This is a genomic window from Enterobacter vonholyi, assembly GCF_008364555.1.
GTDB classification, from domain to species: Bacteria; Pseudomonadota; Gammaproteobacteria; order Enterobacterales; family Enterobacteriaceae; genus Enterobacter; species Enterobacter vonholyi.
On sequence record NZ_VTUC01000006.1, the window covers coordinates 820460 to 834042 of the forward strand.

Genomic DNA, 13583 nt, shown 5'->3' on the forward strand with positions numbered 1-13583 from the left:
CATTTCACCTTATCTCATCCCTGTAAAACCCGACAGCGATTTTCGACAATAACGTCATTACTCAGGAGGTGGATGATGCGTGATTTACATAAAGGCGTCTGGCAAATGAGCCTGGCGATGTTAATTTCCGGCTCTATCGGTGCGTTTGTTTTGCTCAGCGGCCTGCCGGTGACGGAAGTGGTGTTCTGGCGCTGTCTTATCGGGGCAATGGCGCTTTTTATTTTTATCCGGGTGAGTCAAAAGCCCTTTAGCCTCCTCACCCGCACCACGCTGATGCTGGCTATTCTCGGCGGCGTAGCGCTCGTGGTGAACTGGCTGCTGCTCTTCGCGGCCTATGAACGGATCTCGATTGGTCTTTCGACCGTGGTCTATAACACCCAGCCGTTTATGCTGGTCCTGATGGGAATGTTTTTAGGTGAACGCGTCAGCCTGGTGAAATGGGGCTGGCTGTTCCTCGCTTTCGGCGGCGTGGTGATCTTGCTCTCCAGCGAGCTGACCGGCGCGCATGGCAGTGAATGGCTCGCCGGAATCGGCCTGGCAATGGCCGCGGCCTTCTTCTACGCGCTGACGGCAATCATTGCGCGCAAGCTGAAAACAATCGCGCCGCAGCATATTGCCTTTATCCAGGTGCTGACGGGCGTCGTGATGCTTTTGCCGTTTGCCAGCATGCCGTCATTCTCAGGTGATTTTCCCTGGCCGATCCTGCTGACGCTGGGCATCGTCCATACCGGCATTATGTACCAGTTGCTCTACAGCGCGATCCAGAAGCTGCCTACGCCCATTACCGGCTCCCTGTCGTTTATCTATCCGGTGGTGGCGATCGTTGTCGATAATCTGGTGTTCGGACACTCGCTGAACCTGACGCAGCTCGCGGGCGGCGCGCTGATCCTTTTTGCTGCAGCGGGCAACAACCTGGGCTGGGGCGAAAAAAAACCCCGCGAGTGCGGGGTTGGTATCAAAACGGCGAATTAGCGACGGGCGCGCACAATCTGGTATTTGCGCGTCAGGTACTCCACCGGCGCGCTCCAGATATGCACCAGACGAGAAAACGGGAACAGCACAAACAGCGTCATTCCCAGCACCAGGTGAACGCGGAAGATAAACGCCACGCCGTCCAGGTGCGCGGAGGCTCCGCCGTGGAAGGTCACCACGGACTGCGCCCAGCCGACCAGCTTCATCATTTCGCTCCCGTCCATATGCTGTGCCGAGAACGGAATGGTCAGCAGGCCCAGCGCGCACTGCACCATCAGCAGGGAGAGGATCAGAATATCCGCGGCGGTCGTGGTCGCACGCACGCGCGGGCTGAACAGGCGACGTTTCAGCAGCAGCAGGCCCCCCACCAGAGTCATCACTCCGCAGGCACCACCGGCGATCATCGCCATCTTCTGCTTCACCTCAATCGGTAGCCATGCTTCATACATCCAGTGCGGCGTCAGCATGCCGAGGAAGTGACCGGCAAAAATCCCCAGAATACCGATGTGGAACAGGTTAGAGCCCACATGCATCCCTTTACGATCCAGCATCTGGCTGGAGGCCGCACGCCAGGTGTACTGGCCGTAGTCGTAGCGCAGCCAGCTTCCCACCAGGAACACGGTGCCCGCGATATACGGGTAAATGTCAAAGAAGAACATATTCAGGAAGTGCATTAGTGCCGTCCTCCGTTAGAGATATTCAAATATTGCGGGGCAACCGCGCCGGCAAAGCGACGCTGGTGGGCGGAGATTTCAGACTCGCCGCAGTTCTGGTCAGCAAAGAATTTCACCTGCTCTTCTTCCCAGACCGCATCCAGCGCTTGTGGAGTATCGTCCCGTGCTTCATCCGCGATTTTCTCCGCCACTTTTTCACTGTCGACCGAGGCGTTGGCCAGCTTCACCAGCAGATCGAACAGCACCGCATAGCAGCTCTCGCGCTGCTGAAGACGCGCGCCGAGCAGCGCCAGGATCGGCGCGACATCCTGCAGACCACCCAGCGCCTCCTCTTTCGGCAGCTGCGCCAGGTACTCCAGATACAGCGGCAGATGATCCGGCAGCTCGCGGCTGTCGAGCTGCAGGCCGTGCTGTTCGTACTGGGCCATCAGGTCCACCATCGCCTGCCCGCGGTCACGGGACTCACCGTGAACGTGTTCAAACAGCAGCAGCGAGGTCGCACGCCCCCGGTCAAACAGCTGGCTGTAGTCCGACTGGGCATCCAGAAGGTCGCGCGCCAGCAGATCGCGGAGGAAAACGCCAAGCCGCTGGGCATCGTCTTTATCCAGGTTTTCAGATGACGCGAGCGCGTCAAAGAGCTCCTGCTGATGCTGCGCAAGCGCAGCATCCGGGTACTCGAGCAGGCGCGAAACAATGACAAGTTCAATCATGAGTGCGGCTCCGTTTTACTGGTCACATCCATGGCGTCGATGCGGCGGCTGTTGAACAGGTTGAATTTGCTGTCTGAACCGTGGCAACCGTCGCCAAAGGTAAAGCCACAGCCATTTTTCTCCGGGAAGGCCTCGCGGGCCAGCTCTCGGTGGCTGCTCGGCACCACGAAACGGTCTTCGTAGTTGGCTATCGCCAGATAGCGGTACATCTCTTGCGCCTGCGCTTCGGTCAGACCGACCTCTTCCAGCGCGCGGGTATCGATCACGCCGTCTACGGTTTCCGCACGTTTAAAGTGACGCATCGCCAGCATACGCTTCAGCGCGAGCAGGACCGGCTGGGTGTCCCCTGCGGTCAACAGGTTCGCCAGGTACTGAACCGGAATACGCAGGCTTTCAACGTCCGGCAGGATGCCGTTGCTGCCCAGTTCGCCCGCGTCAGCCGCGGACTGAATCGGCGACAGCGGCGGCACGTACCAGACCATCGGCAGGGTGCGGTATTCCGGGTGCAGCGGCAGCGCGAGCTTCCAGTCCATTGCCATTTTGTACACCGGTGACTGCTGCGCCGCGTCAATCACGCTCTGCTGCACGCCGTCCTTCAGCGCCTGCTCAATCACCTTCGGATCGTTCGGATCGAGGAACACGTCCAGCTGACGCTGATACAGATCTTTCTCGTGCTCGGTGCTCGCGGCGTTTTCAATCGCGTCCGCGTCATACAGCAGCACGCCGAGGTAGCGAATACGGCCTACGCAGCTTTCTGAGCAGACTGTCGGCATTCCGGCTTCGATACGCGGGTAGCAGAAGATGCACTTCTCAGACTTGCCGCTTTTCCAGTTGAAGTAGATTTTTTTGTACGGACAGCCGGTGATGCACATACGCCAGCCGCGGCACTTGTCCTGGTCGATCAGCACGATGCCATCTTCTTCACGCTTGTAGATGGCACCGCTTGGGCAGGTCGCCACGCACGCCGGGTTGAGGCAGTGCTCGCACAGGCGCGGCAGATACATCATGAAGGTGTTTTCGAACTGGCCGTACATCGCCTTCTGCATATTCTCGAAGTTCTGGTCTTTGGCGCGTTTCTCGAACTCGCCGCCCAGAATCTCTTCCCAGTTTGGACCGCTGACGATCTTGTCCATGCGCTGACCGGTGATCAGCGAGCGAGGACGGGCAATCGGCTGGTGTTTGCTTTCCGGCGCGTTGTGCAGGTTCTGGTAGTCGTAATCAAACGGCTCGTAGTAATCGTCGATGCCCGGCAGGTGCGGGTTGGCGAAGATTTTTCCCAGAAGCCAAGCGCGGTTGCCCATGCGCGGCTGCAGCTTGCCGTTGATTTTACGGATCCAGCCGCCCTTCCACTTCTCCTGGTTTTCCCAGTCGGTCGGGAAGCCGGTGCCCGGCTTGCTTTCCACATTGTTGAACCAGGCGTATTCCATACCTTCACGGCTGGTCCAGACGTTTTTACAGGTGACCGAGCAGGTATGGCAGCCGATGCATTTATCCAGATTCAGCACCATGCCGACTTGTGAACGAATTTTCATTTTACGCTCTCCTGTACCTGGTCATTACCTTCGCCGTCTAACCAGTTAATGTTCTTCATCTTACGTACCACCACGAACTCATCGCGGTTCGATCCTACGGTGCCGTAGTAGTTAAAGCCGTAGGCCAGCTGTGCATAACCACCGATCATGTGGGTCGGCTTAGGCGTAATGCGGGTCACGGAGTTGTGGATCCCGCCGCGCTGCTCGGTGATCTCTGAACCGGGCAGGTTAACGATACGTTCCTGCGCGTGGTACATCATGGTCATCCCGGCCGGTACGCGCTGGCTCACCACCGCACGCGCCGTCAGGGCGCCGTTGCTGTTGAACACTTCAATCCAGTCGTTATCTTCAATACCCAGGTCTTTGGCGTCCGTTTCGCTCATCCAGACAATCGGACCGCCGCGCGACAGGGTCAGCATCAGCAGGTTGTCGCTGTAGGTGGAGTGGATACCCCACTTCTGATGCGGCGTCAGGAAGTTCAGCGCCTTCTCAGGGTTACCGTTCGATTTCGCGCCCATCACCGCTTTCACGGAGCGGGTGTCGATTGGCGGACGGTAAACCAGCAGGCTTTCACCGAAGTCGCGCATCCACTGGTGATCCTGATACAGCGACTGACGGCCTGACAGGGTGCGCCACGGGATCAGCTCGTGAACGTTGGTGTAGCCCGCGTTGTAGGACACATGCTCATCTTCCAGGCCTGACCAGGTCGGGCTGGAGATAATCTTGCGCGGCTGGGCCTGAATATCGCGGAAGCGGATTTTCTCTTCCTCTTTATTCGCCGCCAGGTGCGTATGGTCGCGACCGGTGAACTCGCTCAGTGCCGCCCAGGCCTTCACCGCAACGTGGCCGTTAGTTTCCGGGGCCAGGGTCAGGATCATCTCTGCAGCATCAATCGCCGTGTTCAGCATTGGCTGGCCTTTCGCCGGGCCGTCCGCTTTGGTGTAATTGAGCTTGCGCAGCAGATCCATTTCGCTCTGGGTGTTCCAGGCGATCCCTTTCCCGCCGTTACCGATTTTCTCCATCAGCGGGCCGATAGAGGTAAAGCGCTCGTAGGTTGCCGGGTAGTCGCGTTCAACCGGAATAATGTGCGGCGCGGTCACGCCCGGGATCAGGTCGCATTCGCCTTTTTTCCAGTCCTTCACGTCCAGCGGCTGCGCCAGTTCGGCGGCAGAGTCGTGCTGGATTGGCAGCGTCACCACGTCGGTCTCTTTGCCCAGGTGCCCCACGCAGACTTCGGAGAATTTCTTCGCGATGTCTTTGTAGATATCCCAGTCGCTTTTCGATTCCCACGCCGGGTCAACGGCCGCAGACAGCGGATGAATAAACGGATGCATATCCGAGGTATTCATGTCGTCTTTTTCGTACCAGGTCGCGGTTGGCAGCACGATGTCGGAGTACAGGCAGGTGCTGGACAGACGGAAGTCGAGGGTTACCACCAGATCCAGCTTGCCGTCGAGACCGTTATCTTTCCACTCCACCTCTTCCGGCTTCACGCCGCCCTGCTTGCCGAGATCTTTCCCCTGGATACCGTTTTCGGTACCGAGCAGGTATTTCAGCATGTACTCGTGGCCTTTACCGGACGAGCCCAGCAGGTTGGAGCGCCAGATGAACAGGTTGCGCGGGTGGTTTTTACCGTTCTCCGGCTGTTCCGCCGCGAAGCGGATTGAGCCATCCTTCAGCGATTTCACGGTGTAATCCACCGGCGACATGCCCGCTTTCTTCGCCGCTTCCGCAATGCGCAGCGGGTTAGTGCCCAGCTGCGGCGCCGATGGCAGCCAGCCCATGCGCTCGGCGCGCACGTTGAAGTCAATCAGGTGGCCGCTGTAGCGGGATTTATCCGCCATCGGCGAGAGCAGCTCCTGCGCGGTGACCGTTTCGTAGCGCCACTGGCTGGAGTGGTTATAGAAGTAGGAGGTGCTGTTCATGTGGCGTGCCGGACGCTGCCAGTCGAGGGCAAACGCCAGCGGCTGCCAGCCGGTCTGCGGACGCAGTTTTTCCTGGCCCACATAGTGCGCCCAGCCGCCGCCGCTCTGACCAACGCAGCCGCAGAAGATCAGCATGTTGATCAGACCGCGATAGTTCATATCGAGGTGATACCAGTGGTTCAGACCGGCACCGACGATGATCATCGAACGGCCGTGCGTTTTGTCCGCGTTTTCTGCGAACTCGCGTGCGATACGGGTAATGTGCGCGCGTGGCACGCCGGTAATCTGTTCCGCCCAAGCCGGAGTGTAGGCCTTCACGTCGTCATAGCCGGTTGCGCAGTTTTCATCGCCCAGACCGCGCTCCAGACCGTAGTTCGCCATGGTCAGGTCATAAACGGTGGTGACCAGCGCGGTAGAGCCGTCGGCCAGCTGCAGGCGCTTAACCGGCAGTTTGTGCATCAGAACGTTTTTCAGTTCAACCTTGTTGAAGTGCTCTGAACCTTCGCCGCCGAAGTACGGGAACCCGACCTCGGCGATCTCATCCTGGCTGCCCAGCATGCTGAGGCGCAGCTCAGTCTCTTCGCCGGTGGTGCCGTTACGTTGCTCAAGGTTCCACTTGCCCTTCTCGCCCCAGCGGAAGCCGATAGAGCCGTTTGGCGCCACCAGCTCGCCGTTGCTGTTATAGGCAACGGTTTTCCACTCAGGATTATTTTCCTGACCCAGCGCGTCCACCAGATCGGCAGCACGCAGCGTACGTCCTGCGGCATAGTACCCGTCACGCTCTTCCAGCATGACCAGCATTGGCATGTCGGTGTAGCGGCGGACGTAGTCGGTGAAGTACTGGCTTGGCTTATCAAGATGGAATTCGCGCAGCATGACGTGACCCATCGCCATCGCCATCGCGGCATCGGTACCCTGTTTCGGTGCCAGCCACAGATCGCAGAGCTTGGCGATTTCCGCGTAGTCAGGGGTGACCGCCACGGTTTTGGTGCCTTTGTAACGGACTTCGGTAAAGAAGTGCGCATCCGGCGTACGCGTCTGCGGCACGTTAGAGCCCCAGGCGATGATGTAGCTGGAGTTGTACCAGTCGGCGGACTCCGGCACGTCGGTCTGTTCGCCCCAGGTCTGTGGAGACGCCGGCGGCAGGTCGCAGTACCAGTCGTAGAAGCTCAGGCAGGTACCGCCGATAAGTGACAGATAGCGCGCGCCGGAAGCGTAAGAGACCATCGACATCGCCGGGATCGGCGAGAAGCCCGCCACGCGGTCAGGACCGTAGGTTTTGACGGTGTAGACGTTGGATGCGGCAATCAGCTCGTTCACTTCTTTCCATGAGGAGCGAACGAAACCACCGCGACCGCGAGCCTGCTTGAAGCTTTTTGCTTTGTCCGCGTCTTCGATGATGGATGCCCAGGCATCCACCGGATCGCTGTGCTGCACTTTCGCTTCACGCCACATCTTCATCAGGCGCTTGCGCATCAGAGGGTATTTCAGACGGTTAGCGCTGTAGAGATACCAGGAGTAGCTGGCGCCACGCGGGCAGCCGCGCGGTTCGTGGTTTGGCATATCCGGGCGGGTGCGCGGGTAGTCGGTCTGCTGCATTTCCCAGGTCACCAGACCATTTTTAACGAAAATCTTCCAGCTGCATGAGCCAGTACAGTTCACGCCGTGGGTCGAACGGACGACTTTGTCATGCTGCCAGCGCTGACGGTAACCGTCTTCCCAGTCCCGGTTGGTATCCAGAACCTGGCCGTGCCCATCGGCAAAAGTTTCACCTTTCTGTTTGAAGTAGCGAAACCGGTCCAAAAATTTGCTCATCGGGTATCTCCTGTATGGAGCCTGTGGCTCTCTAAATCGACATTGCTGATTTGCAGCGAAGGTAACGCCCTGAAAGAGGGGGATAATTGATAACGATCAAGACGAGGAGGGACTCTCAGGCGAGGGGTTACACCGAATACCACCAAAGCGGTATCTTCAAAAAATTCATATCTATATGAAAAATAACGTTAATTTTATTTCATCGTACAAAAAGCCAGTCGAAATTTAACATCTCAGGTATTAAGGGGTAGACCCACCTGCAAAGCGATGGCGATCGCAGTGTCACCGCAGGCGTCCACCGTAAAAGCCGTAAGTATGTTGTAACTATTATTCAGGCTAAAAAAAACGCGGCCCGAAGGCCGCGTAAACGGATAATCACACTTACTTATTTTTCTTGGTATTTCGGCCATATACCAGCCACGTAATCACAACGCAGGCGATATAGAAGACGAGGAAAACCTTCATGGCACCGGCCGGAGAGCCGGTCAGATCCAGAGAGATACCGAACGCTTTCGGGATAAAGAAGCCGCCAATCGCGCCGATGGCTGAGATAAAGCCCAGCGCCGCAGCCGTATCCGTCGCCGCTTCGCGCATTGCCTGCTCTTCGCTCCCGCCCTGCGCTTTCACGCGGTCCATCGTCAGCTTACGGAAGATCACGGAGATCATCTGGAAGGTGGACGCACTCCCCAGCCCCGCCGTCAGGAACAGCACCATAAACACGCCGAAGAAGGCGATGAAGTTACCGCCCTGTCCGTCGGCCGGCAGCGTGAGGAACAGCAGCGCGCAGAAGACCGCCATCACCACGAAGTTAACCAGCGTCACGCGGGTACCGCCCAGACGGTCAGACACCATGCCGCCCAGCGAGCGAGCGAGGGCGCCAATAAATGGGCCGAAGAAGGCGAATTGCAGGATCTGCACGTCCGGGAACTGCGTTTTCGACAGCATCGCGAAGCCCGCCGAGAAGCCGATAAACGAACCGAAGGTCGCCAGATACAGCAGCGCCATCACCCAGAGGTGTCCACGCTTCAGCACCGGCAGCTGTTCGCTCAGCGACGCCTTCGACGCGGACAGGTCGTTCATAAAGAACCAGGCTGCGAGGGTGAAGACCACCAGGAAAGGTACCCAAATCCAGGCGGCGTTCTGCAGATAGAGGGAAGAACCATCCGCCTGCTCAACGCCACCGCCGCCAAAGGCCGCAAAAATAGAAACAGAGATCGCCAGCGGGGCAATCAGCTGCATCACGCTCACGCCCATATTGCCCAGACCGCCGTTAATACCCAGCGCGCCGCCCTGCTTCGCTTTCGGGAAGAAGAAGCTGATGTTTGCCATACTGGAGGCGAAGTTCGCACCCGCAAAACCGCACAGCAGGGAGATAATCACGAACACGCTGAACGGCGTAGAGGTATCCTGCACCGCGAAGCCGAGCCAGACGCAGGGGACGATCATGATGCCCGTACTGAATGCCGTCCAGCGACGGCCGCCAAAGACCGGCACCATAAACGCGTAAGGCACACGCAGCAGCGCGCCTGACAGCGACGGCAGCGCGGTCAGCATAAACAGCTGATCGGTCGTAAACGTAAAACCCACTTTCGGCAGGTTTACCGCCACCGCACTAAACAACATCCATACGCAAAACGCCAATAACAAACACGGCACGGAAATCCAAAGATTCCGGCTTGCTACACGATGGCCGCGCTGTTGCCAGAACGCCGGATCCTCTGGACGCCAGTCTGTAATAACGGCACCATTTTCCCTTTCGGGAGCGGATGAGTGACTCATAGACACCTCTGATTCTCGAATGATGCTGCAAACATTAGGGTTTTAGGGCGGCGGTAAGTTGATATAAATCAAAGGAAAAGTGGGAGGATTTGCGGCGCAAAATAAGGTCTCACCCTTAGTGAGTAGGCTAATTCGGTAAAAAAGACGTGGTTTTTCACGGCACTGACGGTTCCTGGCTACTCCCACCTCCTTCCCCCTACTCCGTTGGCAATTTAGGGGTAATCCTTTATTGGTATGGGTATACTCCAGGGTATGCACCAGAATAGCGCCATTCCTGCAAGCAGGCCACGTCAGGAGCACGCCACCTCTATGTTAAAAAGATGTTTATCTCCGCTGACGCTCGTGAATCAGCTAGCCCTGATTGTTTTGCTGTCCACCGCCATCGGCGTGACCGGCATGGCGATCTCCGGCTGGCTGGTACAGGGAGTACAGGGTAATGCGCATGCCATCAACGAGGCAGGCTCGCTACGCATGCAGAGTTATCGCCTGCTGGCGTCGGTCCCCCTGACGCAGGACGATCGGCCTCTGATTGATGAAATGGAGCGCACGGTCTTCAGCCCCGAGCTGGAAAACGCCGCCATCCGCGCCGGTCAGCAGTCCCAGCTTAACGCCCTTCAGGGTTACTGGCACACCCAGCTGCAGCCCGGGCTGAAACAGGCTCGCAGCACAGAAACCGTTGCGCAGGACGTTGCGGGGTTCGTCTCACGTATTGATGCGCTGGTCTCCGCTTTTGACCAGACGACCGAATTACGCATCGACCGGGTGGTGATGGTGCACCGCGCAATGGCGCTGTTTATGGGGCTGCTGCTGATCTTCACCATCGTCTGGCTCCGCGCGCGGCTGCTGAACCCGTGGAAACAGCTGCTGGCGATGGCCCGCGCGGTGACCGCACGCGATTTTACCCAGCGCACGCACATCAGCGGGCGCAACGAGATGGCCATGCTTGGCCAGGCGCTCAACACCATGTCGGCAGAGCTCTCCGAGAGCTACGCGGTACTGGAACAGCGCGTTCAGGAAAAAACGGCGGGACTGGAGCAGAAAAACGAGATCCTATCCTTCCTGTGGCAAGCCAACCGCCGTCTGCACATGCAGGTGCCGCTATGCGAGCGCCTCTCTCCGGTGCTGAACGGCCTGCAAAATCTGACCCTGCTGCACGACCTTGAGCTGCGCGTCTACGACGTGGAAGACGAAGATAACCATCAGGAATTTACCTGCCAGTCGGATATGTCGTGCGATGACAAAGGCTGCCATCTTTGCCCTCGTGGCCTGCCGCCGCTGACGTCCGGCGGCACCACCCTGAAGTGGCGCCTGACCGACAGCCACACTCAGTACGGTATTCTGCTGGCAACGCTGCCAGCCGGGCGTCACCTGAGCCACGACCAGCAGCAGCTGGTCGATACGCTGGTCGAACAGCTAACGGCCACGCTGGCGCTCGACCGGCATCAGGAAAAGCAACAGCAGCTTATCGTCATGGAGGAGCGCGCAACCATCGCCCGCGAGCTTCACGACTCTATCGCCCAGTCGCTCTCCTGTATGAAAATGCAGGTGAGCTGCCTGCAGATGCAGGATGCAGAGATGCCGGAAAGCAATAAGCAGCTGCTTAGCCAGATCCGCAACGAGCTGAACACCTCCTGGGTGCAGCTTCGCGAGCTGCTGACCACCTTCCGCCTGCAGCTGACCGAGCCGGGCCTGCGTCCGGCGCTGGAGGCCAGCTGTCATGAATTTAGCGCCCGGCTGGGGTTCCCGGTGAAGCTTGACTACCAGCTGCCGCCGCGGTTTGTCCCCTCCCATCAGGCCATACATTTACTGCAGATCGCCCGTGAAGCGCTGAGCAACGTGCTCAAGCATTCCGGCGCGACGGCGGTAACGGTCACCGTCAGCCAGCACAACAACCAGGTGAAGCTTACGGTTCACGACAACGGCCGCGGCGTGCCGGAAAATGCCGAACGCACTAACCACTATGGTTTAATCATTATGCGAGACCGCGCCCAAAGCCTGCGCGGTGATTGCCAGGTTCGCCGGAGAGAGACGGGCGGCACGGAAGTTGTCGTCACCTTTATTCCCGAGAAACCGCTTACAACTGCTCAAGGAGAAACCCATGACTAATCAGGAACCGGCATCCATCCTGTTGATCGACGACCATCCGATGCTGCGTACTGGCGTAAAACAGCTGGTCAGCATGGCACCCGATATCACCGTGGTTGGCGAAGCCAGCAACGGCGAACAGGGCATTGAGCTTGCCGAATCCCTCGATCCCGATCTGATCCTGCTCGATCTGAATATGCCGGGCATGAACGGTCTGGAGACCCTCGACAAGCTGCGGGAAAAATCGCTTTCCGGGCGCATCGTCGTCTTTAGCGTGTCGAACCATGAAGAGGATGTGGTCACGGCGCTGAAGCGCGGGGCGGATGGTTATCTGCTCAAAGACATGGAGCCGGAAGACTTGCTTAAAGCGCTGCAGCAGGCTGCGGCAGGCGAGATGGTTCTCAGCGAAGCCTTAACGCCGGTGCTGGCCGCCAGCCTGCGCGCCAACCGCGCCACCTCTGACCGCGACGTCAGCCAGCTAACGCCGCGCGAGCGCGACATTCTCAAGCTCATTGCCCAGGGGCTGCCGAATAAAATGATCGCCCGTCGTCTGGACATCACGGAAAGTACGGTCAAAGTGCACGTGAAGCATATGTTGAAGAAAATGAAGCTTAAATCCCGCGTCGAAGCCGCGGTGTGGGTGCATCAGGAACGCATTTTTTAAGGGCTACTCATCCGGCAGCAGCTTCCAGCGCGGATCGTCGTCAGGCAATGCGACCAGCGGCTGCACCACAGCAAGCGCGATCTCATTGGACGAGACGCGCTGGCCTTTCTCATCTTCCACCACCGCCGACAGGTGCCAGCGGTTTGTCGCCCCTTCGCTGTCATCCCAGGCAGGCATAATCACGCTCCAGCCGTCTGTGCTGTTGCTTTTCGCCGGTGACGTCAGGCTCAATGCCTGCGTATCCCCCTGCCAGTGGATCTGACGAATGCCGTGCGTGCTGCGGACCTGGAGCTTCAGCATGACGGTCTCGCCCCCTTTCAGATCCCACGGCGGCGTTGCCAGCCACACGGACAGCGTTTTGCGCTGACGGAACTCCATCACCGGCAGGCTATTACGCTCCGGCGAGTCGTAGCGGCTTCCGCGGAGGGATCGCGTGGCGGCGACTTCACCGGCGGAAAGCTGTTTCACCAGCGGCACGCCAAAGCGATAGTTGAGCTTCAGCCCGAGGTTATTCTGGCTCTCGCCGCTTTCGCCCTGCTTGTGCCCGGCAGTCAACGTGACCAGCGGGACGGGGGTGTAGTTAAGCCCCAGATTCACCGCTACCGGATTGTGGTAGCCGGTTCCGCTGTTGAAGAGATCGACGTTATCGCCAAAGTATTGCTCGAAGCTGATGCTGGTGTTCAGGTGATGGAACCACGGCAGCCAGGCTTTAGCGGTGACGTCATAGCCGCGCGCCATGCGCTGCTCCTGGAGGTCAGAGCGATCGCGCCAGCCGGCAAAGGGCTGATAATAGTTGGCTGACAGGCGCAGATTTTCCCCCCACGCTTCCGCGCCCAGCCCGGCACGCTGCAGGTTTTCATCCAGCAGGTTATCGTAAAAAGTGTTGTAACCCAGCAGCCATTTCCCGGCGACCCAGCGCTGGCCGATTCCAGCGTTACTCACCAGGCCATCCGTCTGCTGGGTCAGGCCAAGCTGGCTCCAGCTTAGATAACGGTTGTTATCATTCCACGGGATAAACCAGCTCCCGCTGCTGCCGTTAAATTTGCCATCGTTATCCACCAGTAAGTTCACGCTGGCGTTCCCCCAGGGCGAAAGCCAGGATTCAATCTGCTGGTTCACTTCGCCGCTTACCGCGTCTCGCACCTGACCAAACGCGAACTGACGCGCCTGCTCGCTCGTTGTCAGGCCATTGTCGGTCATGCTGGCTTCACCAAAGGCTTTCGCCATTTCGGCCAGATGCTTCTCCCCCTCGCCGGTTGGGGCGGCCATACCGAGGTCGGGCAGATTATCCCCGTCATTATCAAAGGGATTTTGTACCTGCTGGATAAAGGAATTCGGCGCACCGTGAACGGCTCCGACCGTAAGAAGGGGGAGTAAAAACAGCAAACGAATGCGAGACGATACAGCCATCAACGTCGTCAATAAGA

The 13583-nt window shown here is 58.5% G+C and carries 9 protein-coding genes; 3 read left to right on the plus strand and 6 right to left on the minus strand.

The genetic code is table 11. The features are described 5' to 3' along the window. Positions 1–75 precede the first annotated feature (75 nt). Positions 76–972, plus strand: a complete 897-nt coding sequence (locus F0319_RS12670; RefSeq protein ID WP_149367133.1) for a DMT family transporter — start codon at positions 76–78, stop codon at positions 970–972. Here F0319_RS12670 and narI read toward each other — a convergent pair. The 5 genes from narI to F0319_RS12695 form a co-directional block, all read right to left on the minus strand. Further along, positions 969–1646 (minus strand): respiratory nitrate reductase subunit gamma, encoded by a 678-nt coding sequence (narI, locus tag F0319_RS12675; protein WP_023312107.1) that lies wholly within the window; start codon positions 1644–1646, stop codon positions 969–971. The genes F0319_RS12670 and narI overlap by 4 nt on opposite strands. Continuing rightward, a complete protein-coding gene (gene narJ / locus F0319_RS12680; RefSeq protein ID WP_149367103.1) occupies positions 1646–2356 on the minus strand; it encodes a nitrate reductase molybdenum cofactor assembly chaperone in 711 nt (236 codons plus the stop codon). The genes narI and narJ overlap by 1 nt, the downstream gene beginning before the upstream one ends. Then, positions 2353–3888, minus strand: a complete 1536-nt coding sequence (gene narH / locus F0319_RS12685) for a nitrate reductase subunit beta (RefSeq protein ID WP_149367104.1) — start codon at positions 3886–3888, stop codon at positions 2353–2355. The genes narJ and narH overlap by 4 nt, the downstream gene beginning before the upstream one ends. Then, entirely contained in the window at positions 3885–7628 is a 3744-nt protein-coding gene (locus tag F0319_RS12690; RefSeq protein ID WP_149367105.1) for a nitrate reductase subunit alpha, read from the minus strand. Before F0319_RS12690 ends, narH begins: the two co-directional genes overlap by 4 nt. A 381-nt stretch (positions 7629–8009) precedes the next feature. Beyond that, positions 8010–9407, minus strand: coding sequence for a NarK family nitrate/nitrite MFS transporter (locus F0319_RS12695; protein WP_014884177.1), 1398 nt, complete (start codon positions 9405–9407; stop codon positions 8010–8012). 309 nt (positions 9408–9716) lie between these two features. Between F0319_RS12695 and narX the strand changes: the two genes are divergently transcribed. Together narX and narL are read left to right on the plus strand one after the other, a co-directional pair. Further along, positions 9717–11513 carry a nitrate/nitrite two-component system sensor histidine kinase NarX gene (narX, locus tag F0319_RS12700; RefSeq protein WP_111965926.1) on the plus strand — a complete coding sequence of 599 codons (1797 nt, stop codon included), beginning with the start codon at positions 9717–9719 and terminating at the stop codon, positions 11511–11513. Further along, positions 11506–12156: a two-component system response regulator NarL gene (narL, locus tag F0319_RS12705; RefSeq protein ID WP_008499531.1), complete on the plus strand. Its 651-nt coding sequence runs from the start codon at positions 11506–11508 to the stop codon at positions 12154–12156. The genes narX and narL overlap by 8 nt, the downstream gene beginning before the upstream one ends. A 3-nt stretch (positions 12157–12159) precedes the next feature. Here narL and F0319_RS12710 read toward each other — a convergent pair whose 3' ends face one another. Next, entirely contained in the window at positions 12160–13566 is a 1407-nt protein-coding gene (locus tag F0319_RS12710; protein ID WP_149367106.1) for a YchO/YchP family invasin, read from the minus strand. Positions 13567–13583: the final 17 nt, after the last annotated feature.

Excerpts from the sequence above, each read along its gene's own strand:
- F0319_RS12670 (WP_149367133.1), top strand. The coding sequence starts at position 76 with ATGCGTGATTTACATAAAGGCGTCTGGCAAATGAGCCTGGCGATGTTA.
- narI (WP_023312107.1), bottom strand. The coding sequence starts at position 1,646 with ATGCACTTCCTGAATATGTTCTTCTTTGACATTTACCCGTATATCGCG.
- narL (WP_008499531.1), top strand. The coding sequence starts at position 11,506 with ATGACTAATCAGGAACCGGCATCCATCCTGTTGATCGACGACCATCCG.
- F0319_RS12690 (WP_149367105.1), bottom strand. The coding sequence starts at position 7,628 with ATGAGCAAATTTTTGGACCGGTTTCGCTACTTCAAACAGAAAGGTGAA.
- F0319_RS12710 (WP_149367106.1), bottom strand. The coding sequence starts at position 13,566 with ATGGCTGTATCGTCTCGCATTCGTTTGCTGTTTTTACTCCCCCTTCTT.
- narJ (WP_149367103.1), bottom strand. The coding sequence starts at position 2,356 with ATGATTGAACTTGTCATTGTTTCGCGCCTGCTCGAGTACCCGGATGCT.
- F0319_RS12695 (WP_014884177.1), bottom strand. The coding sequence starts at position 9,407 with ATGAGTCACTCATCCGCTCCCGAAAGGGAAAATGGTGCCGTTATTACA.
- narH (WP_149367104.1), bottom strand. The coding sequence starts at position 3,888 with ATGAAAATTCGTTCACAAGTCGGCATGGTGCTGAATCTGGATAAATGC.
- narX (WP_111965926.1), top strand. The coding sequence starts at position 9,717 with ATGTTAAAAAGATGTTTATCTCCGCTGACGCTCGTGAATCAGCTAGCC.